Source organism: Flavivirga eckloniae, assembly GCF_002886045.1.
GTDB classification, from domain to species: domain Bacteria; phylum Bacteroidota; class Bacteroidia; order Flavobacteriales; family Flavobacteriaceae; genus Flavivirga; species Flavivirga eckloniae.
In genome coordinates this window covers 1811367-1834203 of record NZ_CP025791.1, presented here as the reverse complement: position 1 = coordinate 1834203, position 22837 = coordinate 1811367, and the positions used below count along the sequence as shown (strand labels likewise).

Here is a 22837-nt window from a genome sequence, read left to right as displayed (position 1 = left end):
TAAAAAAGGTTTCGTTTTACGAAACCTTTTTTGTTTTTTAAAACTCTTTCGCCTTTTAGCCAATTATAAAGGTTTAAATTAGTTTAATACCATATCTGTATAACGAATTACAGTTTCAAACCCTTTTTGGTTGAAGTAAGAAGTTGGGTTTTCTTTAGAACTCGCCAAGATAAAGTCACCGCCCCAGGCTCCAAGACTTTTAATACTGCCTTTAAAATCGTTAAAGAAAACCTCTTTAACAGTTTTTTGTTTTGTAAGCTTGGATATAATAGTTTCGTGTTGCGTAATTAAAGCCTCAAAGACTTCTAAAGAACTCGAAGCAATTAGTTGGGAAGTAATATTGTTTATATCCTCAATAACAGGTTTTAAATTTCCTTTGTGTGCATTGTAGTGTTTAATACCATCTCTGCTATTTTGTTTTTTGTTTAAATAAACAAAATATAAATTATCTTTAAAAGACGGGTTAAAATCAATAGGAGTAACCCTAGGATTCCCATTTTCTAATTGATAAGTAATAGGCGTATTGTGTTGCGCACAAGCGATGTCGTACCCACTACCACCAAAAGTGTTTTCTAGCAGTTTATAGGCGTCAATATTAATCCATTGCGCTATGTTATTTATTAACGTAGAGGACGTGCCTAAGCCCCAATGCCTAGGAAAGTCTAATGTCGTAGTAATTTTGAATCCGTTATTGGTATTTAAAAAATTAGGATTAAGTTGTTTCACTGCATTAAAGATTTGAATAAGTCTTTCCGAAACATTATTGTCATTTCGAACAGCGTCAGAAATCTTATTATTTGCGATTTCAAAAATGGTTTCAAACCAAATTGCCTTGTTTTCATCTAAACTTTTCCAAATAAGTTTAGGTTCAGAAATAGCTTCGATTTCTAAAGATTGTCCATATTTTGTGGGAATAGCTAATGATACTGCGCCATCGAGAACGACATATTCTCCGGTTAGTAAAAGCTTTCCGTTGCTATGGTAACTTCGGCTACGCTCAGTTACCGGTTGGATAGTTTCCTCTTTATTATTGTTTTTGGCGGCTGAGTGCATTGAATTTTTTTCATTATCGTGATTTCGGCTACGCTCAGTTACCGGTTGTTGATTAGCTTCATTTTTATTACCTTGTTCGGTGGCTGAGCGTAGTCGAAGCCACTCTTTATAATGACTATCATTCATACATTCCGAATACTTTTTTAAATTGTCGAAATTGTTTTCAATAAGAGCTTGTTTTTTCTTTCTGCTCCAACCTTGAATTTGTTTTTCTCTATAGAAGGCATCATCAATTCTTGAAAATTCTTGCACATAGACCAATTTTACAGGAAGCCTCTTTTTTGTGTGATTTGCACCTCTACCATTTTGGTGTTCATGTAATCTTTTGTCCAAATCTATTGTGCTTCCTGTATAAAAAGTACCATCGAAACACTCTAGTATGTATAAAAAACCTTTAGGCATATTTTATTTATTAATGTGACTTCGACTACACTCAGTCACCCGAGAGGCAATATACTTATTTTACAGTATCCAGTCGCTTGAGGTTAAACCAAAAAAATTAACTTTTTACTCTAAGCTTATTAATAGCCTCTACCACGGCACTATGCGTTACGGTATTTGTTTTAAAATACTCTGTTATAGTTTCCTTTTCTTCATTATTAGCTTCGAACTGATTAAGAATATTCATTAAATGCATTTTCATATGTCCTTGCTGGATACCAGTTGTTATAAGTGAACGAAGTGCGGCGAAATTTTGTGCCAGACCAGCAACAGCAACAATTTGCATAAGTTCTTTAGCAGACGGTTTATGCAATAACTCCAATGCCAATTTAACCAATGGATGTAAGCCAGTAAGCCCACCTACGGTTCCTAAAGCTAGAGGGATTTCAATCCAAAAAGTAAATACACCATTTTCAATTTTAGCATGCGTTAAACTACTATATTTTCCATGTCTTGAAGCATATGCATGTACACCAGCTTCAACCGCTCTAAAATCATTTCCAGTAGCTAAAACCACGGCATCTATACCATTCATAACACCTTTATTGTGCGTAACCGCACGATATGGTTCAACTTCAGCAATATTAACAGCTTGTATAAATTTATTAGCAAAAGCTTCCCCAGAAATGGTGTCATTTTCACTTAAATCATCAACCTTACAACTTACTTCAGCACGTACCAAACAATCTGGAACGTAATTGGATAATATGCTCATAACAATCTCTATCTGCTTTTCTTCTTCAGAAAAAGCATCAAATAGCAAGGCCTCGCTTTTAAAAGTTTTAGCAAACTGCTCTAAGCAGGAGTTTATAAAATTAGCACCCATAGCATCAAGAGTTTCAAAAGATGCATGGAGCTGATAGTAATTGTTTATATCATCGGTTTTATCACGTAACTCTATATCTATAATACCTCCACCACGCTTTTCCATGTTTGCGGTAATAGATTTGGAATCTTGTATAAGCTTGGATTTTATCTTACTAAAAAACAATTTTAAAGTTGAAAACTCACCTTTGTAAATAAAGTGAACCTGGCCAATTTTAGTTGTAGAAATCACAGATGTTTTAAAACCACCTCGTTCTAACCAAAACTTGGCAGCTTTACTAGCGGCAGCTACTACCGAGCTTTCTTCAATAGCCATAGGTATGGTGTACAGCTTGTCGTTTATTAAAAAATTAGGTGCTACACCAAGAGGTAAATAATAGTTGGTTATAGTGTTTTCAATAAATTCGTCGTGAAGCTGCTGTAGTCTTTCATCGGTATTCCAATATTGCTTTAAAACGCGCTTGGCATCATCTGCATTAGAAAAATAAGTGTCAACAATCCAATCGATTTTTTTAGATTTTGATAGTTTAGAAAAACCGCTAATAGATTTACTCATAAAATGTTAGTTTATCGTGCAAAGATACTACTCTTGGTATGAATATTGATAATCTCGATTTATTCAGAAGTATTTAAGTGTTAATAAAGGTGGTTTTTTGCGTAATTTTTAGTAAACTTGACATCATTTTGTGAAATAAATATTTTTTTTGATGAAATCCTTAAAATTATCTTTTTTTGTTTGCTTTTTTACTACAGTTTTTTTATCAGCACAAACGAAAGATATTACCCTCGAATCTATTTGGAATGGCACCTTTAGAACAGAAAGAATGGACGTTTTACATTCTTTGGCAAACGGACAGCAATATTCGGTTTTAAATTTCGATAGAAATACAAGAACAACGGCTATAGATATTTACGATTATAAAACCTTAAAAAAGGTTAAAACCTTGGTGAATTCTGCGTCGTTGGATGCATTGCAATATTTTACTAATTATACCTTCAGTAAAGACGAAAATAAAGTGATTTTAGCAACTAACGAAACAGCGATTTATCGTCGTTCTGTTTTAGGGCACTATTATGTTTATAATGTTAATGACGGATCATTAACATTAATCGACAAGGATAAAATTCAAGAACCAACATTTTCGCCAGATGCTAACAAAGTCGCTTTTGCAAAGGATAATAACTTATATATAAAAGATTTGCTATCTGGAGAAACGACTCAAATAACCCAAGATGGCAAGAAGAACACTATAATTAATGGTATTACAGATTGGGTTTACGAAGAAGAGTTTGCTTTTGTTCGTGCTTTCGAGTGGAATGCGGCAAGTAATAAAATAGCATTTATACGATTTGATGAGACGAACGTACCAGAGTTTTCAATGGATGTTTACGGTGAAGGACTTTACCAAACACAACATGTATTTAAATATCCGAAAGCTGGAGAAGCAAATTCTAACGTATCATTACACATTCATGATCTGGAAACTAACGAAACTAAAAAAGTTAAGGTAGATAAAGTTTACAACGATTTTTATATTCCTCGCATAAAATGGACTAACGATTCAGATATATTAAGCGCACATTATATGAACAGGCACCAAAATGAATTGGACTTGTGGATGATAAACGCTAAAAGAGATACATCTAATTTAGTGTTAGCCGAAAAAGATGATGCTTATATCGATGTAACAGATAATCTAACTTTTTTAAAAGACAATAGCTTTATCTGGACTAGTGATAAAGATGGGTTTAATCACATTTACCATTACGATAAAAACGGGAAACTTATCAATCAAATAACCAAAGGGAACTGGGAAGTCACTAATTATTATGGTTATGATGAAAATACAAATAAGATTTTCTATCAATCCGTTGAAAATGGCTCCATCAATCGAGATGTATATTCCATTAAGTTAAACGGTCGTAATAAAACCAGATTAACAAAAAGCGAAGGAACCAATAGGGCTTCGTTTAGTGCAGATTTCTCTTATTTTATTAATACATTTTCAAGTGCTTCCACACCACCAGAGTACACTTTAAATAGTGCCGCTTCAGGAAATTTAATAAAGAGCATAAAAGATAATGATGTATTATCTCAAAATCTTTCAAACTATAAAACATCAAAAAAAGAGTTTAGTACCATTCATATAAATGGCAACGATCTTAATATGTGGATGATTAAACCGGCCGATTTTGACGATTCAAAGCAGTACCCATTATTCATGGCGCAGTATTCCGGACCAGGATCTCAGTCTGTAGCAAATAGATGGAATGGTGCAAACGATTATTGGTATCAGCACTTGGCACAACAAGGTTATGTTGTTGTATGTGTTGATGGTCGAGGTACAGGATTAAAAGGTGCTGCGTTTAAAAAAGTAACTCAAAATGAACTTGGAAAATACGAGGTAGAGGATCAAATAGCGGCTGCGAAACAATTAGGTGAGTTACCATATATTGACGCGACAAGAATAGGCATTTGGGGATGGAGTTATGGCGGTTTTATGAGTAGTAATTGTTTGTTTAAAGGAAATGACGTATTTAAAATGGCAATTGCTGTGGCACCAGTAAGTAGCTGGCGTTTTTATGATACCATTTACACAGAAAGATACATGACGACACCTCAGGAAAATGCCAGTGGCTATGATGATAATTCACCGATAAATCATGTAGATAAATTAAAGGGTGATTTTCTGTTAGTTCACGGATCTGGAGACGATAACGTGCACTTGCAAAATACCATGCGTTTAGCTGAAGCTTTAATTCAAGCCGATAAGCAATTTGATTGGGCTGTATATCCAGATAAGAACCATGGGATTTATGGTGGTAATACTAGACTTCACTTATATAAAAAAATGACGCATTTTATTAACAAAACACTTGGTGATAAAATCGAAAAGCAAAAAGAAGAGAAAGTAAAAGAACAAACGATAAAAGGATAAATAATTAAATAATATATATATGGCAGCTACTGCATTAAAAAAACCTCATGAAAAAGAATTTTTAGGACATCCAGTTGGGTTATATGTTCTGTTTTTTACTGAAATGTGGGAACGCTTCTCTTATTATGGGATGAGAGCGCTTCTGGTTCTTTATTTAACTTCAAAAACTACAGACTTAAATCCAGGTGTTGGTTGGACTCAAGGAGAAGCATTGTCACTATATGGATGGTATACAGCATTGGTATACATAATGTCTATTCCCGGAGGTATTTTGGCAGATAAACTTCTTGGTCAAAAGAAATCTGTAATTCTTGGGGCAATACTATTGGTTATAGGGCATAGTGTTCTTGCAATAGAAGCGATGTGGGCATTTTATACAGGGCTTATTTTTATAATCCTTGGCGTTGGGTGTTTAAAGCCTAATATTTCTACCATGGTAGGTGGGCTTTACCAAAAAGGAGATGTGCGAAGAGATAAAGGGTTTACCATATTTTATATTGGTATTAACATAGGTGCTTTCCTGTCCGGATTAATTGTTGGTTATGTTGGTGAAGTGCATGGTTGGCATTATGGTTTTGGATTAGCAGGAATATTGATGGTTATTGGCCTAGTTCAATTTTTAGCTGGTCAAAAATATTTGGTTCATGTTGGGAATTATTTAGGTAAATCGAAAAAAGCAGAAGATCAAGAAGCTTATAAAAGACCTCTTACTAAAATTGAAAAAGATAGAGTTATTGTTTTACTTATTTCTTTTTTATTAATTATAGCATTTTTTTCTGCATTTGAACAAGCAGGAGGGTTAATGAATATTTATGCTAAAGAGAAAACAAATAGGATGCTAATGGGGTGGGAAGTGCCTGCAACTTGGTTTCAATCTTTGAATTCTTTTTTCATAATAACTCTAGGGGTTGCAGTAGCTGCTTTTTGGGCTAAAAGACAATTGAAAGGAACTGAAGCATCTTCTTTGTTTAAAATGATTGTTGGTTTAGGCATCACGGGAATTGGGTTTTTGTTTATGTCTGCAGCAGCTACAGAGTATGATACTGCAGGAAGCTCGATGATGATTTGGCTTGTTTTAGCTTATTTGTTCCACACAGTGGGTGAATTATGTTTATCGCCAGTATCACTTTCATTCGTTACAAAATTAGCTCCTGCAAAATATGCCTCTATAATGATGGGGATTTATTTTGCAACAACAGGGTTAGGAAATAAAGCCGCTGGTTTACTTGGAGAATCTTCTACTATTTTCGGAGAATTTAAGGTATTTACAGGCATAGCTATTTTCTGTATGATATTTGCCCTTTTAGTGTTTGTGTTCTTTAAAAAGTTAAAAGCACTTACTCATGGAGCAGAAGATAATGAAACCGATTTAAGTACTAAAGAAGCAGAAGGCTTTGAATTAGCAGATAGTTAAAAATAATATAGAAACCCTCTTTTTGAGGGTTTTCTTCTTTTGTTTACTAGCCGTTTTTATAAATATAAATAAGTGTGGTAAATAAAATAATAAACGATAAAACATATTGAATAGTTAAATTTAAATGAATTAAGTATGAATGGAAATTCAACCGACCAATTTTTTAAAAGTACCGTATTAGGGCATCCGTCAGGTTTATTTGTATTGTTTTTTACCGAAATGTGGGAGCGTTTTTCCTATTATGGTATGCGAGCGCTATTGGTGCTTTTTTTAACAGCTTCATTATTAGACGAAGGTTGGGGCTGGCCTCGTGAACACGCTATGGCCTTATTTGGGTCGTATGTAGGATTGGTATATCTCTCTACAATGATGGGAGGTTACTTTGCCGATAAAATTATTGGTTTTAGATATGCGGTTCTGGTAGGGGCTTTACTAATGACTTTAGGGCATGCGTCTATGGCTATAGAAACACAATGGTCTATATATTTAGGGCTCGGACTCTTGGTTATAGGTAATGGTTTTTTTAAACCTAATATGACCTCAATTATTTCGGAAATGTACAAAGATAGACCCGAGAAAAAAGATGGTGCATATACTATTTTTTATATGGGGGTTAATGCCGGAGCGTTTTTAGGCATTCTACTATGTGGATATTTGGGTGAAAAAGTAGGATGGAGCTTAGGGTTTGGATTAGCTGGGATTTTTATGTTTTTTGGGTTGGTTCAGTTTTGGTTGGCGCAAAATATTTTTGGAGCTATTGGTTTAAAACCCAAAAAGGATGATACTAACTCTATTGAAGCACAAGATAATGATAAACGAGTGCCTTTTACATCTTGGCAACTAGGTTTAATTTTATTAATGGTGGTTTTAGGGTTGTTATGGATTATTAACGCTCCTGCAACCACGATAACAGGTGGTGAATTTAATATCTTTTCTTTCCTTGGAGAAAATGGTAATAACATGGCCATTTTAACGGCTCTGGGGTTATTTTTGGTGTTGTTAATCTACAGATTTACGCAATATTCTAAAATAACCAGAGATAAATTAATAGCTGTTACCTTTTTTGCATTGTTATCGGTCTTCTTTTGGGCCATTTTCGAACAATCACCAGGAACACTTACTATTTTTGCTAAAGATTATACCGATAGAACATTAGATGGTACTTCGGCGAATATATTTAGAATTGTAAATGCTGCGATAACGCTTATCCCTCTAGCAATTATTACTTGGGTGCTGTTTTTACTTTTTAAACAGACTTTTGCAAAATATAAATGGTCTAATTTGTTTTTAAGTTTAAGTTTTCTAATTGTTTGGGCTATTGCAATATGGATGCTTTTAGATCAATTAAAAGATGACAAATTAGAAGTTCCTGCATCATGGTTTAGTGTTTTAAATTCGTTGTTTATTATTACACTTGCACCTTTATTTTCTAAATGGTGGGAAAGTAAATATAACCCTTCAGCCAACATGAAATATGGAATAGGAATGTTCCTGTTAGGTTTAGGAATGGCATGTGTTGCTTTTGGAGCTATGGGAATAGAACCTGGAGCTAAAACGGCGTCTGTGAGTATGATATGGTTGATTTTGGTTTATTTATTTCATACTATGGGAGAGCTTTGTATTTCACCAGTAGGATTGTCTTATGTTAGTAAGTTAGTACCAAGAAGAATGATAGCCTTTATGTTTGGTGTTTGGTATTTAGCTATAGCTATTGGTATGAAAGGAGCTGGAGTATTTGGTGAAAATGTAGATAAAGTAGCAGATGAAAGTGGTATTAGTTACTTTTTCTGGATATTAACGATCATTTCTTTAATAGCGGCATTCTTTTCAGTTGTTATGACTCCAATCATAAAAAAGCTAATGCACGGTGTTCGTTAATCGAAAAACTAGTTAAATAATATTCAAAATGCTCCAAATTTGGAGCATTTTTTGTAAGTTCGGTACACGTTTTGTAACAAATAGGGGTATGAAGAGAACAATTTATATAGTATTAATAAGCATTTTTACAACAGCGTTTACCTATGCTCAGGAACTAACTTGGCATACAGATATGGGGAAAGCATCAGAATTTGCAATAAAAGAAAAAAAGCCGTTGCTAATGTTTTTTACAGGATCAGACTGGTGTGGCTGGTGTATACGTTTGCAAAAGGAAGTGTTTCATACTAAAGAGTTTAAGAAATGGGCTAGCGAGAATGTAGTACTTGTAGAACTGGATTTTCCAAAAAGAGCGCCTCAAGATGATACTGTTAGAACTCAAAACCGTCAGTTACAAAGTATGTTTCAGGTGAGAGGCTATCCTACTATTTGGTTTGTTAACCCAGAAATGAATTCTGAAAAACGAATAAACTTAACCAAATTAGGAAAATTAGGTTACGTAGCTGGTGGACCAACTAAATGGATTGGTAATGCGGCAATGATGCTGTAGTGAATAGTAAAAAATAGAATCATGAAAAAGATATTGTTATTATTGGCTGTTTTTGCAACAGTTTTAACAAATGCGCAAGAGATTAATTGGGTGACTTTAGAAGAGGCTGTGGCACTTCAACAGAAAACACCTAAGAAAATTATGATGGACGTTTACACCAGTTGGTGTGGACCATGTAAAATGCTAGATAAGAATACATTTCAGAATAAAGATGTTGCTAATTATGTGAATAAACATTATTATGCCGTAAAGTTTAATGCAGAGGGCAATGACAAGGTAAAGTATAAGGGAAAAACTTATTCTAATCCCAATTATAATCCGGCATTAGCTAACAGAAGAAATTCTGTACATGAATTGTCTCGTTATCTTAGAGTTAGTGCCTATCCAACAATTGTGTTTTTAGATGAAAAGGGCGATTTAATCGCACCTATTACAGGGTATAAAAAACCCAAGGAAATAGAATTATTTTTAAAGATGTTTAAAAACGACGATCATAAAGCAATGGATACTCAAGAAAAGTTTTATACCTATTCTAAAGCTTTTAAACCCGAATTTGAGGGATAAAGTATAAGTCGTTGAGCCTTCAACTACGTTCAAGATAGACAAAGTTGAAACCTAAGCATAACTTAATATCTAATAATAAAAGCTCCCTTTTTACTGGTTTGGTGAAAAGGGAGCTTTCTTTTTTTACAAATAATTTTCCATGTATTCATATAGGATTTGTAATTACTACCATCGGCAATAATGTATTTTGGTTTTATAGAATCAATCAACCTGTTTAAATTTATTTTTGGTGATTGTCTTAATAGTAGATAATCTGGTTCGAACGATTTTATATTGTAAACCTCTAAGCTGTCAATAATAAAAAGCTTTTTGTTGTTAAGAAGGTAAACAGATTCTAGTGAATCTTTTTCAATAATACCAATATGATTACCAACAGTATAATCTCTTATAATACTGGTTTTTACACTCGAAAAACCACCAAGATCATCTGCTACTATCATTTTGTTGTGTATAACATTACCAATTAGGCTATGTTTGTTTTTATGAAAAATGACAAACGCATTCGTAGGCTTGTTATAGTTGGTATAAATAATGACGCCCTGAAACATGATGATGCTAATTAATAAATATTTCAGATTAGAATAATGCCAATTTTTTAGAAGTTTAGCAACATGAATAATAATCAAATAAGAAACGAAGACATATAAAAGACTAAAAGCTATATCACTTAATAAAAAGGATTCTTGTTTTGAAATCCAACCCACGAAATCATTCATGAGTCCAATAATACGTCCGTAAAAATTGGCTAAAAATTGAGGAAGTGCATTTAGAACGGCTAAAACTATAACAAGTATTCCAAGACCTAAAATAAGACCTAAAAAAGGAATGATTATCAAATTGGATATAAAGAATAAACCAGGAAATTGATGAAAATAATATAAGCTTATTGGAATAACACCCAATTGAGCCGAAAGTGTAACGGTTAATGTATGCCAATATAAATCGATAATTTTAGATTTGGGTTTCCACCATTTGTACATAATAGGATCTATAGTAATTATAGCAAAAACAGCTAGGTGGCTTAATTGAAAACCAACATCAAACAAAAACATAGGTTTAGAAAGCAATAGTATAAACATAGAAATTGCTAACGTGTTGTATATATTCGTTGGTCGTTTTAGATTTATGGCTATTGTTATAATACTAAACATGGTAACAGCTCTGGTAACCGAAGCCGATAGCCCAGCAATAAGAGCAAAGCACCATAAAAGCACTACCAATAAAATGGTTTTTATAAGCTTTCCATGTTTAAAGCGTTCAATAGGTTTTAAGACCAAACCCAAAATGATTAAAACAATCCCTACATGTAACCCAGACACAGCTAAGATGTGTATAGCACCGGCATTGGTATAATTGGAATAAATTTCTTTGTTAATGTCTTGCCGTTGCCCCAGTAACAAAGCATTAATTATGGCAAATTCGTCAAGACTAAAGTTGTAACCTTTTAATTTATAATTGATGTAGTTGCGAATATTATCCGCAAATCCAAATACAGTGTGAGCTTTTGAACTTACTTTTAAAAGTGAATGATTAGAAACAAATAATTGATGATAAATATATTTTTTCTCTAAATACGACTTGTAATTAAATTGATGAGGGTTTAATGGTTGCCTTATATTCTTAAAGACGGTTTTACTAATAAATATCTCGTCAACTTTTAAAGTGTGATACAGAGTATCCTTTTGGATGTTTAAAAGCGATTTACCTGTAGTTTTGTATCCATCAATTTCTAAAAGATCAATAACATATTTGTCATGAAAGTTTCCAGATTTTAGAACCTCTTTAACCCTAAATGTTATGGTTCTTAAAGAAGCGTTTTCTGTTGAAATTTGATTGGTATAATGATTGTTAAAGTTTTTTTCATTATGAAGATTTATCGTTAAAACACCGATACAAATCATCGTAGAAAAAGACAAAATACCAAACCAATTAGTTTTAATGAATTGCTCTTTCGCGATAAAATAAAACGGTAATAAAACAGCAACAAGTATAGCCGTTATATATACAGATGTATCTAAAGGAATGTTAAGTAAAAAGCCAAGAAGAATTCCAGAAATTAGGCAAACAGTTAGCTTAATAATTGTAAAATTCAGCAATTGCATACGAATGCAATATATGAAATATCTTACAAAATTTTACGAGCTTCAACAAATGCCGATTTCCAATAGTTTTCAGAAAGTTTAGAAACAAGAACACCTCTGCTGGTGGTAGCATGAATAAAGGTAATATCGCCAGCTTTTGATTTTACAACCAAACCGACATGATTAATACGATGCCTTCCTCTTTTTCCGGTTTTAAAGAAAAGTAAATCACCTTCCTGAGCTTTTTTTAATGAAATTTTATCACCTTTTTTTGCCATATCCCGAGATATTCTAGGTAAATATACATCATGGGCTTTAAAAGACTGAAAAACTAATCCGGAGCAATCCATTCCAGATTTGGTGGTGCCTCCCCACTTATAGCGCACACCCTTAAATTGCATGGCATAGTCTACTATATGATCTGCTTTGGTAACATGTTTGGTTTTGTAGGTGGCGGTTTCTTTTTTGTTTTTTCTGGAGATGACAACTTTAGTAGGCGTTTCTTTTTTACTTCTGGCCTTTTTGGAGGATTTACAGCTAGTAAAGCTTATAATTACTAAAAGAATAATAATAGTTCTTTGCATGTATAATAAAGTAGGTTTGGGTTACTAATTGTAAATTTATAATAAAATAAGATACAAAAGTTTTTTATTTTTAGTAGACGATAGTATCAGCTTGAGTTTTGCTGCTGTTTTTATTTGATCTAAAGGGAGATAATTGCTTTCATTTTAATCGAAAATAATTTCTTGAAAACGTAACTTTAAGTTTCCTTTTAAATATTAAAAGAAAGGCATCATAAAATTTACAAATGTATTTAACCAAGGGTAGGTTGCTATAAACTAATTATGTGATAAACTGTTGTAGATTAGTTTGGCCGTTTTTTCACTAGCTCCTTTTCCGCCTAAAGTATTTTCCAGTTCATAATAATCTATAAATAGTTTGTTGCGCGTATCGGTATTTAAAATGTTATCCAATTCCTTGTGGAGTCTTTTTTTATTAAAATCGCCTTGAATGAGTTCGGTAACCACCTCTTTATCCATTACAAGGTTAACCAACGAAATGAATTTTAAAGTGATAATTCTTTTAGCAATTTGATACGAAATCTCACTTCCTTTATAGCAAACTACTTGAGGTATTTTAAACAAAGCCGTTTCTAATGTGGCAGTACCGGAAGTTACTAATGCAGCAGTTGAAACACTTAATAAATCGTATGTTTTATTGGAAATAAATGCAACATCGTAAGATTTTATAAAAGTTTCGTAAAAACTATAATCTTGACTTGGAGCACCGGCAATTACAAATTGGTAATTGGGGAAATCGTCAACCAGACTTAACATAACCGATAGCATTTTCGTTATCTCTTGCTTTCTGCTTCCAGGTAACAGTGCAATAATTGGTTTGTCATTTAAATTGTAAGTTTTCCTAAATTCGAACTCATCCACCTGTTCACGATTAGAAATAGCATCAATCAAAGGATGCCCAACAAACGTTACATCGTAATCGTATTTTTTGTAAAAAGGTTTTACAAAAGGTAGAATAACATACATAGCATCAATATCTCGCTTTATAGCTTTTACTCTACTGGCCCTCGATGCCCAAACTTGTGGAGAAATATAATAGTTGGTTCTAAAATTATGTTGTTTTGCCCATTTAGCTATACGTAAGTTAAAACCTGAGTTATCAATAAAAACAATAACATCCGGATTGAAAGCTTTAATGTCGCTTTTACAAAACGAAATGAGTTTAAAAATTTTAGAAAGGTTCATAATAACTTCGGTAAACCCCATGAATGCACGCTCTTTGTAGTGTTTTATCAAAGTACCGCCGACAGCTTGCATAAGATCACCACCCCAAAACCTGATGTCTGCATTAACATCTTCTTTTAGTAACGCCTTCATTAAGTTAGAGCCGTGTAAATCGCCCGAAGCTTCTCCTGCTAAAATATAATATTTCATTTTTCAATTACTAGATCAAGCTTTTCGACTGTTTGTTCGCTAAGTAAGCGGATTCTCAAAACAGACTAAAGCCGAGACCTATTTATATATGATTTAAAAAAGTTTAAAAACGAATGTAAAAACAGCTATAAAAACTGTAATTAATAAAACGCCTCTAGCTCTATAATCTTGTTTTTTTCTTATAAAAATAAAAAAGGCTATTAAATTTAAAATAGCTCCTAAGCTTATTAGCTTCCCTAAAAAACCTTCACTTGCAGCAGCTTTAACAACGGTTACAAAATTATCCCCATGCCCTAAAAGGGTTGCAGCAAAAAATAATCCAATAGCATTGGCTATTAGACCAACAAATATTCCTATAAAAATATCTTTTTTAATCATTCAAATTCCAAGTATTTAAATTTTTAATGAATTGATGTGCCGTTAAATCAAATTGAGTAGGTACAACAGAAATGTAATCCTGTTCCAGCGCCCATTCATCGGTGTCTTCGCCTCCATCCAAATTAACGAATTTGCCCGTAAGCCAATAGTAGTCTTTACCTTGAGGGCTTTTGCGTTTGTCAAATTCCTCCACCCAATTAGCCTTAGCTTGCCTACAAATTTTAATACCTTTTATGGCTTTCTTTAAAATATTAGGAATGTTTACATTAAGTATAATGCCGTTGGGTAAGCCGTTATTCAAAACTTGTTCGGTAATCTTTTTTACATAAGTTTCCGAAGGTTCAAAGTTGGCATTCCATGTGTAATCAAGCAAAGAAAATCCAATAGCAGGTATGCCTTCAATCCCAGCTTCAATAGCCGCACTCATAGTGCCAGAATAAATAACATTTATAGATGAATTTGATCCATGGTTAATACCAGAAACGCAAATATCTGGTTTTCGATCTAACAATTCCCTAATAGCCAATTTTACACAATCGGCAGGAGTACCGGAACAGCTGTACTCAATTTGTGGGCCATCATCTATGTAAACGCGTTCTGAATAAAGAGTAGAATCTAACGTAATAGCATGACCCATTCCACTTTGTGGACTATCCGGGGCGACAACCACCACATTACCAATGGTATTCATAATAGAAATTAATGTTCGAATACCGGGGGCACTAATTCCGTCGTCGTTAGTAACTAAAATAAGAGGTTTTTCTGTCATTTAATACTGTAATGTCATCGCTAAAATACACAATTTAGTCAGTAAACGGTTAAATTCTTTGGTTTAACAAAAAATTAGTTATAATTAACTATATTGGCATAGTTTTTTCTTTATTTTAGTGAAAAATAAATTTTGCTTTAGAGGGTAATTAAATTAATAATACATGAGAAATACTATGAAAAGGAATTATAAAATTTTGTCGCTTCTGTTATTATTGGCTTTCGGATCATGCAGTTTTACTACAAAAAAATTCAGTAATCCAGATAAAGATAAATTGCTAATACAAATAATAACATTTGTTTTAGAAAAGGGGCATTTTGATCCTATAGCGATGAATGATGTTTTTTCTGCCGAATTATTTTCAGATTATATAGAAGTTCTTGATCCAGTTAAACGCTATTTCTATGAGTCTGATTATAAAGATTTTGAAAAGTATAAGTTTTTTATCGATAATCAGCTTAAAGCTGAAGAACCAGAAATTACATTCTTCAATGTAGTACATGAACGTATGTTGAAGCGTATAGAAGAAGCTAAGTCAATATATAAAGAAGTGTTGTCGAAACCTTTCGATTATACTATTAATGAAATATATGATACAAGTCACGAAGATAGTGAGTTTGTAACAACCCGAGAGGAAATGAAAGAGCGTTGGAGAAAACAACTTAAATTCTCAACACTTTCTAATTACGACGATATTGTTAATGAAGAACAATTAGCAAAAGAAAAAGATCCATCTTATGTGATGAAGCCAGAGGCTCAAATAGAAAAAGAAGCTCGTGAGGCCACGTTAAAATCTATTGATATTTATTTTAATGATAATATAGATGACTTACAAAGGGAAGATTGGTTTGCTATTTATGTAAACACTATAGTTGAAGAGTTCGATCCACATACATATTATTTAGCACCCAGAGGTAAAGAAGATTTTGACCAACGTATGTCTGGTAAGCTGGAAGGAATTGGAGCTAGGTTACAAAAGAGAATGGACTACATAAAAGTAGTTGAGCTTATTTCTGGTGGACCAGCTTGGAGAAATAAAGAGTTGGAAGTGGAAGATATTATTTTAAAAGTGAAGCAGGAAGACGAAAAGGATCCTGTAAACATAGTAGGTATGCGTATAAACGACGCCATAAAATATATAAAAGGACCAAAGGGAACTAAAGTAACCCTAACTGTAAAAAAAGTCGATGGTACGGTTAAAGATATAGAAATCATCAGGGATATTGTAGAATTGGTTGAAACCTATGCAAAATCTTCGGTAGTAAACAAGGGAGGTAAAGCATTCGGAGTAATTAATTTACCAGCTTTTTATGTTGACTTTAAAGATTACGAAAATGTAAATGCAGCTATAGATGTAAAAAAAGAAATCGAGCGTTTAAAACAAGAAGGTATTGAAGGTTTGGTCTTAGATTTACGTAACAATGGTGGTGGGTCTTTGCCAGCAGTTGTAGATATGGCTGGTTTATTTATAAAAGAAGGACCCGTGGTACAGGTACGTTCAACTGGTGAAGCCAAAGAGGTTTTAAAAGATGTAGATAAATCTATTTCATGGGATGGGCCTTTAGTTGTACTGGTTAATGAGATTTCAGCGTCAGCTTCCGAAATTATGGCAGCCGCGATGCAAGATTATAAACGTGCTATCATTATAGGTAGTAAACAAACTTATGGTAAGGGAACCGTTCAGAATGTTGTTAACTTAAACAAGATGTTAAGAAATAATACTAGTGGCGATCTTGGCGCTTTAGCATTAACAACCCAAAAGTATTATAGAATTAATGGAGGGTCTGTTCAATTAGAAGGAGTTAAAAGTGATGTAAATGTACCTGGACGTTTTAGTTTTATTGATGTAGGTGAAAAGGATAAAGAAAACCCATTACCATGGGATGAAATTGATGCAGCCGATTACACCCCATGGGAGTATTATTTCGATTACGATGAAACAATAAGAAAGAGTAAAGAGCGTATGGCTAATAATGAGCAGTTAAAGCTTATTGAAGAAAATGCTAAATGGGTAAAGCAAAAAATAGATGAGACTATTTTTTCTTTAAACTATAAGACTTATAGAGCTCAATTAGATATAAATAAGGAAGAGTCTGAGCGATTTGAAGCCATATCAAATTATCAAACAAACTTAACGTTCGATTCGCATAGTTACGAGAAATCACTTTTCAATAAAGATACGACAGACTTAAAACAAAAGCGTGAATATTGGCATAAAAGCTTAAGTCAGGATGTTTATATTGAAGAAGCAATTAACGTATTAGAAGATTTAAAAGTATCATATCCAATTAAAAAAGCAGTAGCTAAGGTTAGAAAATAAACTTATTTATGAGTCATACATCAAGCTCATTAAAACAATTGGCGCTCCAAAAGTTTAAAAAGAACTTTTGGGGCGTTTTTAGTTTTTGCTTTATTATTTTGGTGGGTTTAGTATCCGTGTTTGCTTATGTTTTTGCTCCCGATAATTCGCAGGTAGCCAACCAGATGCATTTGTCAATTCATTCCAAGAAGCCTGGCTTTAAAGTAGACATGTTAACCATTCCATCACAATTGGTTACTGATCAAAGTTGGGTAAATAAAGTTTTTTTTGGGAAGAAAAATACCGATACAGAAATTCCAATTTCGGAATATGAAGTACAGGAAGACGCTTTAATGTATAAGGAATATGCATCCGATGGTTTAGAAGGTGTGGAGAAGTCAATTTCATTAAATGCCTTTCCCGATAGCAGAATAGATGGCTATATAAAAAAGAAGACGTTTCTTTTTGGTACAGATAAATACGGAAGAGATTTATTGAGTCGTGTATTAGTGGGTGCTAGAATCTCTTTTTTTATAGGATTTGTAGCGGTTTTTATTTCCCTGTTTATAGGAATTTTTATGGGGAGTTTAGCAGGCTATTTTGGTGGGAAAGTAGATGCTGTAATCATGTGGATTATTAATGTAACCTGGTCTATTCCTACGTTATTACTTGTAATAGCAATTACTTTAGCGTTAGGGAAAGGGTTTTGGCAAGTATTTATAGCTGTGGGACTAACCATGTGGGTTGAGGTGGCCAGAGTTGTGCGCGGACAAATAATAAGTGCCAAAGAGATGCAATATGTAACTGCGGCACGAGCTTTAGGATTCAATGATTTTAGAATTATTGTTAAACATATTTTACCCAATATTATGGCGCCGGTAATAGTGATTTCAGCCGCTAATTTTGCAGGTGCTATTTTAATAGAAAGCGGTCTTAGCTTTTTAGGTATTGGAGCACAGCCGCCCATGGCAAGTTGGGGTGCTATGATTAAAGATCACTACAATTACATTATACTTGGTAAGCCTTATTTAGCTATGATACCTGGGCTTTGTATTATGAGTTTGGTAATGGCGTTTATGCTTATTGGTAATGCGCTTAGGGATGCTTTAGATGTTAAAAGCTAATAAGGTGTTTGTGCAGTAAAAACCATATTTCTATACTCAGTTTTACCTTAGCTTTAATGGTAAGTATATAAAAGACTCAAATATTTTTGATTATAATCACCAATAGTCTGGGTAGCTGCAGAGTCTTTTGTAGTTCGGTATTTTGGTAAGCAAAATCATAAAAATGAACAGTAACCTTGCTTGGTTGACCAAATCCAGACGCTTCTTTTTCCATAATTATCTGTTCCGCATAAAATCATAGAGGCTGAATTTGCCGCCTACATTTTGTGACATATCAAATCTTATCTTAAGTCAAGAGATTTTTGTTTTACTCGTAAGACCTTTGCATTGTTAATTAAAATCATCAAAAAAATGGAAAAATCAAAATTAGTTAAAGCATTATTAATTGCTTCTGGAATTATAGGGATCTTTATAGGAGGAAGCCTATTGTTTGTGCCTGTAGCTTTTCAGGCTTCAGCCGGAATTGATCTTGAAGGAAACATTAATCTTTTAAGCGAGGTAAGAGCTCCAGGAGGTACATTGCTTATTGCTGGTATATTAATTTTATCCGGGGCGTTTATGGCTAGGTTGACATATGGTTCGGTTCTGTTGACCTGTTTGTTTTATCTTTCTTATGGAGTTTCTCGTGTTTTTAGTGTAATCATAGATGGGATGCCTTCAAGCTCCTTAATAGGGGCAACGATTATTGAATTGGTTATAGGAGGGGCTAGTCTTTATGTGTTGGTTTATTATCGCAAAAAACACAAATCAGTTTAAAATAACATATATATCAACTGTCCTTTGTTTTATCATTTAGTAAAACCCTTTTCCTGATCCTGCTAAAAGATTCTGGTGTTACTCCAATGTAACTGGCAATATAATGTAAAGGCACTCTTCTAAAAAGTTCAGGTTGGGTTTTCATTATTATAATATATCGTTCTTCCGGACTATGGTTGTTTAGTAATGAAATCCGTTCTTGAGCAACAGTATAGTCCTGGGGCATCAAGCTGTGAACCAGATATTCCAATTTTGGGTATTGCTTATGTAGTAATTCTTCTTGTTCTCTAGTGCCCGTAGTAAGAACACTATCCTCAATACAGGAAAGGTAATATTTCGAGGGGCTTTTATTTAAATAACTAGAGTATAAAACAGCAGCCTGTCCTTCCATGAAAAAACCAGTGGTTTTTTCCTCGCCATTTACTAGTTGATACTGTCTAATACATCCTTTTAAAACAAAATAGCATTTATTGCAAATTTTGCCTTCTTCTAAAATTAATGTTCCTTTTTTGAAAGATTCTATTTGAGTATTTTCTACAATAGCAGTTATTTCGTTCTCGTCGAATGTATTAAGTTTTGAAATAAATTGTGCTAGTAAATCTTTCATTTAGAATTAAAAGGAATTTGGTTTGCTAAAAATTCTTGAGTATGGGTTAGCCCTAATTAGTTTCCATATTAGCGTTTAAAGTATCTATATACTCCAAAACATCATCCTTGCCAATAGCTTTTGAAGATGAGGTGATAAAATAATTTGGCATGTCCTCCCAGGTTTCTAAAAGAATGGCTTTGTAAGCCTCAACATAGTTTTCGATAGCCTTAGGTTTTAGCTTGTCGGCTTTTGTGAAAATAATGGAGAACGGAATGCTATTTTCGCCTAACCATTGCATAAATTCTAGATCTATGGGTTGGGGCTTATGCCTAATATCTATTAAAACAAAAGCTGTAACGAGTTGTTCTCGTAAGGCAAAATATTGTGTTATAAATTTTTGGAATACTTTTTTTGCGCTTTTAGAAACACGTGCATAACCATAACCAGGCAAATCTACCAAATGCCAGTTTTTATTAATTAAAAAATGATTTATTAACTGTGTTTTTCCTGGTCTGCCCGAGGTTTTAGCCAAGCTTTTTCGGCTAGTGAGCATATTAATAAGCGACGATTTGCCAACATTACTTCTGCCAATAAAGGCGTATTCCGGCAACATGCTTTTTGGACATTTAGCAACATCAGAATTGCTCATTACAAATTCGGCAGACTTAATCTTCATTATCTTATCGTTCCTGAGACCTGTGCTGAACTTCCTGAACTAAATTCAGGATAGATGTTTCAGTAAAACAGGAATCTTTTAATTGTTTTTATAGCCCTAAATCCCTCGTTTATTAAGCCACTCGTGCAGAATTTTATTGAATTCATCAGGATGCTCCATCATAGCAGCATGACCGCATTTGTCAATCCAGTATAAATCAGAATCCGGAAGAAGCTCGTTAAACTCTTCTGCAACTTCTGGAGGCGTAACATTATCGTTTTTACCCCAAATAATGCAAGTTGGTGTGTTCATATTGGGTAAATCCTTTGCCATGTTATGTCTTATAGCACTTTTAGCAATAGCCAAAGTCTTAATAAGTTTATTGCGATCGTTTACTGTTTGGTAAACTTCATCGACAATTTCTTTAGTGGCTACTTCAGGATCGTAAAAAACCTCTTGGGCTTTTTTCTTTATAACTTCATAGTCACTACGTTTGGTGTAACCACCTCCCATAGCGCTTTCGTAAAGCCCCGAACTACCGGTAATAATTAAAGCTTTTACTTTTTCCGGGTACAATTTAGTGTGATACAGGCCAATGTGTCCTCCAAGAGAATTTCCCAGTAAAATAACTTCGTCAAAGCCTTTAAACTCAATAAAATCATGTAAATACTTTGCAAAGCTTTTTACATTGGTTTTTAGTAAAGACATTGTGTATATGGGTAATTCCGGAATGATGATTTTATAACCTTTAATGCTAAAAAAATCCGAAACGGCATTAAAATTACTTAATCCACCCATAAGACCATGTAACACCACTATTGGCGTGCCTTCTCCGGCTTCAATGTAATTGTATTCTTTTTCCTTTTTTAAACGATAAGTCATTATTTGTTGGTCACTGCATTAAAAACAAATATAGTTAATTCATTCATATTTCAACCATTTAAATTTTTTGGTAAAAATAAAACTTTTCGAGAAGAATGTTGATAAAAACTGTATGACCAAGTTTTTGTTTTTAAGGCATTGATAGTAAGTGTTAAACGTCGTTGTAAGGAGCAGAAAACGTGTTTAGTCCCCATTTGATCGAAAATTTATCAACAAAGTGGTATAAAGTGGTAAAATGTGGTATTTTTTTCAATATATTTGAATCTTAAACGTTAGAATTTTTAAAAGCCGCTTTGGACTTAATAACAGGAACATACGATTGTAAAGTAGATGCCAAGGGTAGGTTAATGATGCCAGCTGCTATTAAAAAACAGCTGTCTTCAGTTTTACCCGAAGGATTTGTGTTACGTCGTTCTGTGTTTCAAAAGTGTTTAGAGTTGTATCCAATGAGCGAATGGCAGGTTTTAATGCAGAAGATGAACAAGCTTAATAAGTTTAAAAAGAAAAACAACGATTTTATACGACGGTTTACGGCGGGTGCAAAAATAGTAGAAGTTGACGTTAATGGGCGCTTATTAATCCCAAAAGATTTAACTGTGTTTGCAAATATTTCGAAAAACATTGTTGTAGCCTCGGCTATAAACATTATCGAGATTTGGGATAAAGATTTGTATGAGCAAGCTATTGATGATGCGGCTATTGATTTTGCCGATTTAGCCGAAGAAGTAATGGGACAAGACGATGACGATCATGGAATATCATAACCCAGTATTGTTAAAGGAAACCGTTGATGGTTTAAATGTTAAGGCGGACGGTGTTTATGTAGATGTAACATTTGGAGGCGGAGGTCATAGTAAGGAAATATTAAGCAGGTTGGGAGAAAATGGAAGGTTGTTTGCTTTTGATCAGGATGAAGATGCTCTTGAGAATACAATAGACGATCCGCGATTTACTTTGATTCATGAGAATTTTAGATATCTAAAGCGCTTTTTACGCTTTCATGGAGTAAAGCAGGTTGATGGTGTTTTGGCAGATTTTGGAGTGTCGTCCCATCAATTTGATGTAGCAGAGCGTGGATTCTCAACACGTTTTGAGGCGGATTTGGATATGCGTATGAACCAGCAAAATGAATTGTCTGCTTTTCATGTGGTGAATGAATATGAAGAAGAACGATTAAAGCAAGTGTTTTTGCAATATGGGGAGCTGCGTGCTGCACCAGCTATGGCACGCTTAATTGTTGAGCATAGACAAGCGGAACCGATTGTGACAAGCGAGCAATTGAAAAATGTGTTGAAAAAGTTTTTGCCGCCACGGCATGAAAATAAAGTGTTGGCTCAAATTTATCAGGCTATTCGAATAGAGGTGAATCAGGAGATTGAGGTTTTAAAAGAATTTTTAGAACAAACGCCAGGAGTTCTGGTTAAAGGAGGGCGCTTAAGCTTTATATCCTATCACTCGTTGGAGGATAGGCTGGTGAAGCGTTTTATAAGAAATGGGATGTTTGAAGGGGAGCCGGAACGGGATATGTTTGGAAATTTTGAGGTGCCATTGAAAAAAGTAACAGGTTTAATTGTGCCGTCTAAAGAAGAAATAGCAATTAATAGTAGGGCTAGAAGTGCCAAGCTGCGAATAGCAGAAAAACTTTAAAATTATAATGGTTAAATATCCTCCTTTTGGAGGTGTGTCTC

Annotated in this window: 20 protein-coding genes; 10 read left to right on the top strand and 10 right to left on the bottom strand. The window is 33.8% G+C overall.

The genetic code is table 11. The features are described from left to right. Positions 1–78: 78 nt before the first annotated feature. A complete protein-coding gene (locus C1H87_RS07615; protein ID WP_102755240.1) occupies positions 79–1455 on the bottom strand; it encodes a GYDIA family GHMP kinase in 1377 nt (458 codons plus the stop codon). Between the two features lie 97 nt (positions 1456–1552). Then, on the bottom strand, positions 1553–2875 hold the full coding sequence (locus C1H87_RS07610) for a hydroxymethylglutaryl-CoA reductase, degradative (RefSeq protein WP_102755239.1): 1323 nt from the start codon (positions 2873–2875) through the stop codon (positions 1553–1555). Positions 2876–3026: 151 nt separating this feature from the next. Between C1H87_RS07610 and C1H87_RS07605 the strand changes: the two genes are divergently transcribed. The 5 genes from C1H87_RS07605 (at position 3027) to C1H87_RS07585 (ending at position 9661) form a co-directional block, all read left to right on the top strand. Further along, on the top strand, positions 3027–5258 hold the full coding sequence (locus C1H87_RS07605; protein ID WP_102755238.1) for a S9 family peptidase: 2232 nt from the start codon (positions 3027–3029) through the stop codon (positions 5256–5258). A gap of 19 nt (positions 5259–5277) precedes the next feature. Further along, positions 5278–6672 (top strand): peptide MFS transporter, encoded by a 1395-nt coding sequence (locus C1H87_RS07600; RefSeq protein WP_102755237.1) that lies wholly within the window; start codon positions 5278–5280, stop codon positions 6670–6672. A gap of 135 nt (positions 6673–6807) precedes the next feature. Then, positions 6808–8550 (top strand): peptide MFS transporter, encoded by a 1743-nt coding sequence (locus C1H87_RS07595; RefSeq protein WP_102755236.1) that lies wholly within the window; start codon positions 6808–6810, stop codon positions 8548–8550. Positions 8551–8638: 88 nt separating this feature from the next. Beyond that, on the top strand, positions 8639–9097 hold the full coding sequence (locus C1H87_RS07590) for a thioredoxin family protein (RefSeq protein WP_102755235.1): 459 nt from the start codon (positions 8639–8641) through the stop codon (positions 9095–9097). A 21-nt stretch (positions 9098–9118) separates the two neighbouring features. Beyond that, on the top strand, positions 9119–9661 hold the full coding sequence (locus C1H87_RS07585) for a thioredoxin family protein (RefSeq protein WP_199769341.1): 543 nt from the start codon (positions 9119–9121) through the stop codon (positions 9659–9661). Positions 9662–9723: 62 nt separating this feature from the next. On the opposite strand, the gene C1H87_RS07580 is transcribed toward C1H87_RS07585, so the two are convergent. From C1H87_RS07580 to surE, 5 genes are all read right to left on the bottom strand, one after another. Continuing rightward, a complete protein-coding gene (locus C1H87_RS07580; RefSeq protein WP_102755233.1) occupies positions 9724–11763 on the bottom strand; it encodes a ComEC/Rec2 family competence protein in 2040 nt (679 codons plus the stop codon). Positions 11764–11786: 23 nt separating this feature from the next. Further along, complete coding sequence (locus C1H87_RS07575) at positions 11787–12326, bottom strand: C40 family peptidase (protein ID WP_102755232.1); 540 nt, start codon at positions 12324–12326, stop codon at positions 11787–11789. A 255-nt stretch (positions 12327–12581) separates the two neighbouring features. Next, the gene (lpxB, locus tag C1H87_RS07570; RefSeq protein ID WP_102755231.1) at positions 12582–13697 is read right to left on the bottom strand and encodes a lipid-A-disaccharide synthase; all 1116 of its coding nucleotides are present in this window, start codon (positions 13695–13697) and stop codon (positions 12582–12584) included. 93 nt (positions 13698–13790) lie between these two features. Beyond that, positions 13791–14075, bottom strand: coding sequence for a hypothetical protein (locus C1H87_RS07565; protein WP_233783385.1), 285 nt, complete (start codon positions 14073–14075; stop codon positions 13791–13793). After that, positions 14068–14844, bottom strand: a complete 777-nt coding sequence (gene surE, locus C1H87_RS07560) for a 5'/3'-nucleotidase SurE (RefSeq protein ID WP_102755230.1) — start codon at positions 14842–14844, stop codon at positions 14068–14070. Before surE ends, C1H87_RS07565 begins: the two co-directional genes overlap by 8 nt. A 175-nt stretch (positions 14845–15019) precedes the next feature. Between surE and C1H87_RS07555 the strand changes: the two genes are divergently transcribed. From C1H87_RS07555 to C1H87_RS07545, 3 genes are all read left to right on the top strand, one after another. Then, positions 15020–17164: a carboxy terminal-processing peptidase gene (locus C1H87_RS07555; protein ID WP_102758204.1), complete on the top strand. Its 2145-nt coding sequence runs from the start codon at positions 15020–15022 to the stop codon at positions 17162–17164. 8 nt (positions 17165–17172) lie between these two features. Then, positions 17173–18267, top strand: coding sequence for an ABC transporter permease (locus tag C1H87_RS07550; protein ID WP_102755229.1), 1095 nt, complete (start codon positions 17173–17175; stop codon positions 18265–18267). A 351-nt stretch (positions 18268–18618) separates the two neighbouring features. Continuing rightward, positions 18619–19023, top strand: coding sequence for a DUF4345 domain-containing protein (locus C1H87_RS07545; RefSeq protein WP_102755228.1), 405 nt, complete (start codon positions 18619–18621; stop codon positions 19021–19023). Between the two features lie 13 nt (positions 19024–19036). On the opposite strand, the gene C1H87_RS07540 is transcribed toward C1H87_RS07545, so the two are convergent. The 3 genes from C1H87_RS07540 to C1H87_RS07530 all read right to left on the bottom strand — a co-directional run bounded on the left by C1H87_RS07540 (position 19037) and on the right by C1H87_RS07530 (position 21149). After that, positions 19037–19630 (bottom strand): Crp/Fnr family transcriptional regulator, encoded by a 594-nt coding sequence (locus C1H87_RS07540; protein ID WP_102755227.1) that lies wholly within the window; start codon positions 19628–19630, stop codon positions 19037–19039. Between the two features lie 52 nt (positions 19631–19682). Continuing rightward, positions 19683–20288, bottom strand: a complete 606-nt coding sequence (gene yihA / locus C1H87_RS07535; RefSeq protein ID WP_102755226.1) for a ribosome biogenesis GTP-binding protein YihA/YsxC — start codon at positions 20286–20288, stop codon at positions 19683–19685. A gap of 96 nt (positions 20289–20384) precedes the next feature. Then, entirely contained in the window at positions 20385–21149 is a 765-nt protein-coding gene (locus tag C1H87_RS07530) for an alpha/beta fold hydrolase (RefSeq protein ID WP_102755225.1), read from the bottom strand. Positions 21150–21442: 293 nt separating this feature from the next. Between C1H87_RS07530 and mraZ the strand changes: the two genes are divergently transcribed. Next, positions 21443–21913 carry a division/cell wall cluster transcriptional repressor MraZ gene (gene mraZ, locus C1H87_RS07525; protein WP_102755224.1) on the top strand — a complete coding sequence of 157 codons (471 nt, stop codon included), beginning with the start codon at positions 21443–21445 and terminating at the stop codon, positions 21911–21913. Beyond that, entirely contained in the window at positions 21900–22796 is an 897-nt protein-coding gene (gene rsmH, locus C1H87_RS07520; protein WP_102755223.1) for a 16S rRNA (cytosine(1402)-N(4))-methyltransferase RsmH, read from the top strand. Before mraZ ends, rsmH begins: the two co-directional genes overlap by 14 nt. Positions 22797–22837: the final 41 nt, after the last annotated feature.

What these genes read in the sequence shown, in the direction of transcription:
- C1H87_RS07615 (WP_102755240.1), bottom strand. Translation starts at nt 1,455, where the DNA reads ATGCCTAAAGGTTTTTTATACATACTAGAGTGTTTCGATGGTACTTTT.
- C1H87_RS07610 (WP_102755239.1), bottom strand. Translation starts at nt 2,875, where the DNA reads ATGAGTAAATCTATTAGCGGTTTTTCTAAACTATCAAAATCTAAAAAA.
- C1H87_RS07605 (WP_102755238.1), top strand. Translation starts at nt 3,027, where the DNA reads ATGAAATCCTTAAAATTATCTTTTTTTGTTTGCTTTTTTACTACAGTT.
- C1H87_RS07600 (WP_102755237.1), top strand. Translation starts at nt 5,278, where the DNA reads ATGGCAGCTACTGCATTAAAAAAACCTCATGAAAAAGAATTTTTAGGA.
- C1H87_RS07595 (WP_102755236.1), top strand. Translation starts at nt 6,808, where the DNA reads ATGAATGGAAATTCAACCGACCAATTTTTTAAAAGTACCGTATTAGGG.
- C1H87_RS07590 (WP_102755235.1), top strand. Translation starts at nt 8,639, where the DNA reads ATGAAGAGAACAATTTATATAGTATTAATAAGCATTTTTACAACAGCG.
- C1H87_RS07585 (WP_199769341.1), top strand. Translation starts at nt 9,119, where the DNA reads ATGAAAAAGATATTGTTATTATTGGCTGTTTTTGCAACAGTTTTAACA.
- C1H87_RS07580 (WP_102755233.1), bottom strand. Translation starts at nt 11,763, where the DNA reads ATGCAATTGCTGAATTTTACAATTATTAAGCTAACTGTTTGCCTAATT.
- C1H87_RS07575 (WP_102755232.1), bottom strand. Translation starts at nt 12,326, where the DNA reads ATGCAAAGAACTATTATTATTCTTTTAGTAATTATAAGCTTTACTAGC.
- lpxB (WP_102755231.1), bottom strand. Translation starts at nt 13,697, where the DNA reads ATGAAATATTATATTTTAGCAGGAGAAGCTTCGGGCGATTTACACGGC.
- C1H87_RS07565 (WP_233783385.1), bottom strand. Translation starts at nt 14,075, where the DNA reads ATGATTAAAAAAGATATTTTTATAGGAATATTTGTTGGTCTAATAGCC.
- surE (WP_102755230.1), bottom strand. Translation starts at nt 14,844, where the DNA reads ATGACAGAAAAACCTCTTATTTTAGTTACTAACGACGACGGAATTAGT.
- C1H87_RS07555 (WP_102758204.1), top strand. Translation starts at nt 15,020, where the DNA reads ATGAAAAGGAATTATAAAATTTTGTCGCTTCTGTTATTATTGGCTTTC.
- C1H87_RS07550 (WP_102755229.1), top strand. Translation starts at nt 17,173, where the DNA reads ATGAGTCATACATCAAGCTCATTAAAACAATTGGCGCTCCAAAAGTTT.
- C1H87_RS07545 (WP_102755228.1), top strand. Translation starts at nt 18,619, where the DNA reads ATGGAAAAATCAAAATTAGTTAAAGCATTATTAATTGCTTCTGGAATT.
- C1H87_RS07540 (WP_102755227.1), bottom strand. Translation starts at nt 19,630, where the DNA reads ATGAAAGATTTACTAGCACAATTTATTTCAAAACTTAATACATTCGAC.
- yihA (WP_102755226.1), bottom strand. Translation starts at nt 20,288, where the DNA reads ATGAAGATTAAGTCTGCCGAATTTGTAATGAGCAATTCTGATGTTGCT.
- C1H87_RS07530 (WP_102755225.1), bottom strand. Translation starts at nt 21,149, where the DNA reads ATGACTTATCGTTTAAAAAAGGAAAAAGAATACAATTACATTGAAGCC.
- rsmH (WP_102755223.1), top strand. Translation starts at nt 21,900, where the DNA reads ATGGAATATCATAACCCAGTATTGTTAAAGGAAACCGTTGATGGTTTA.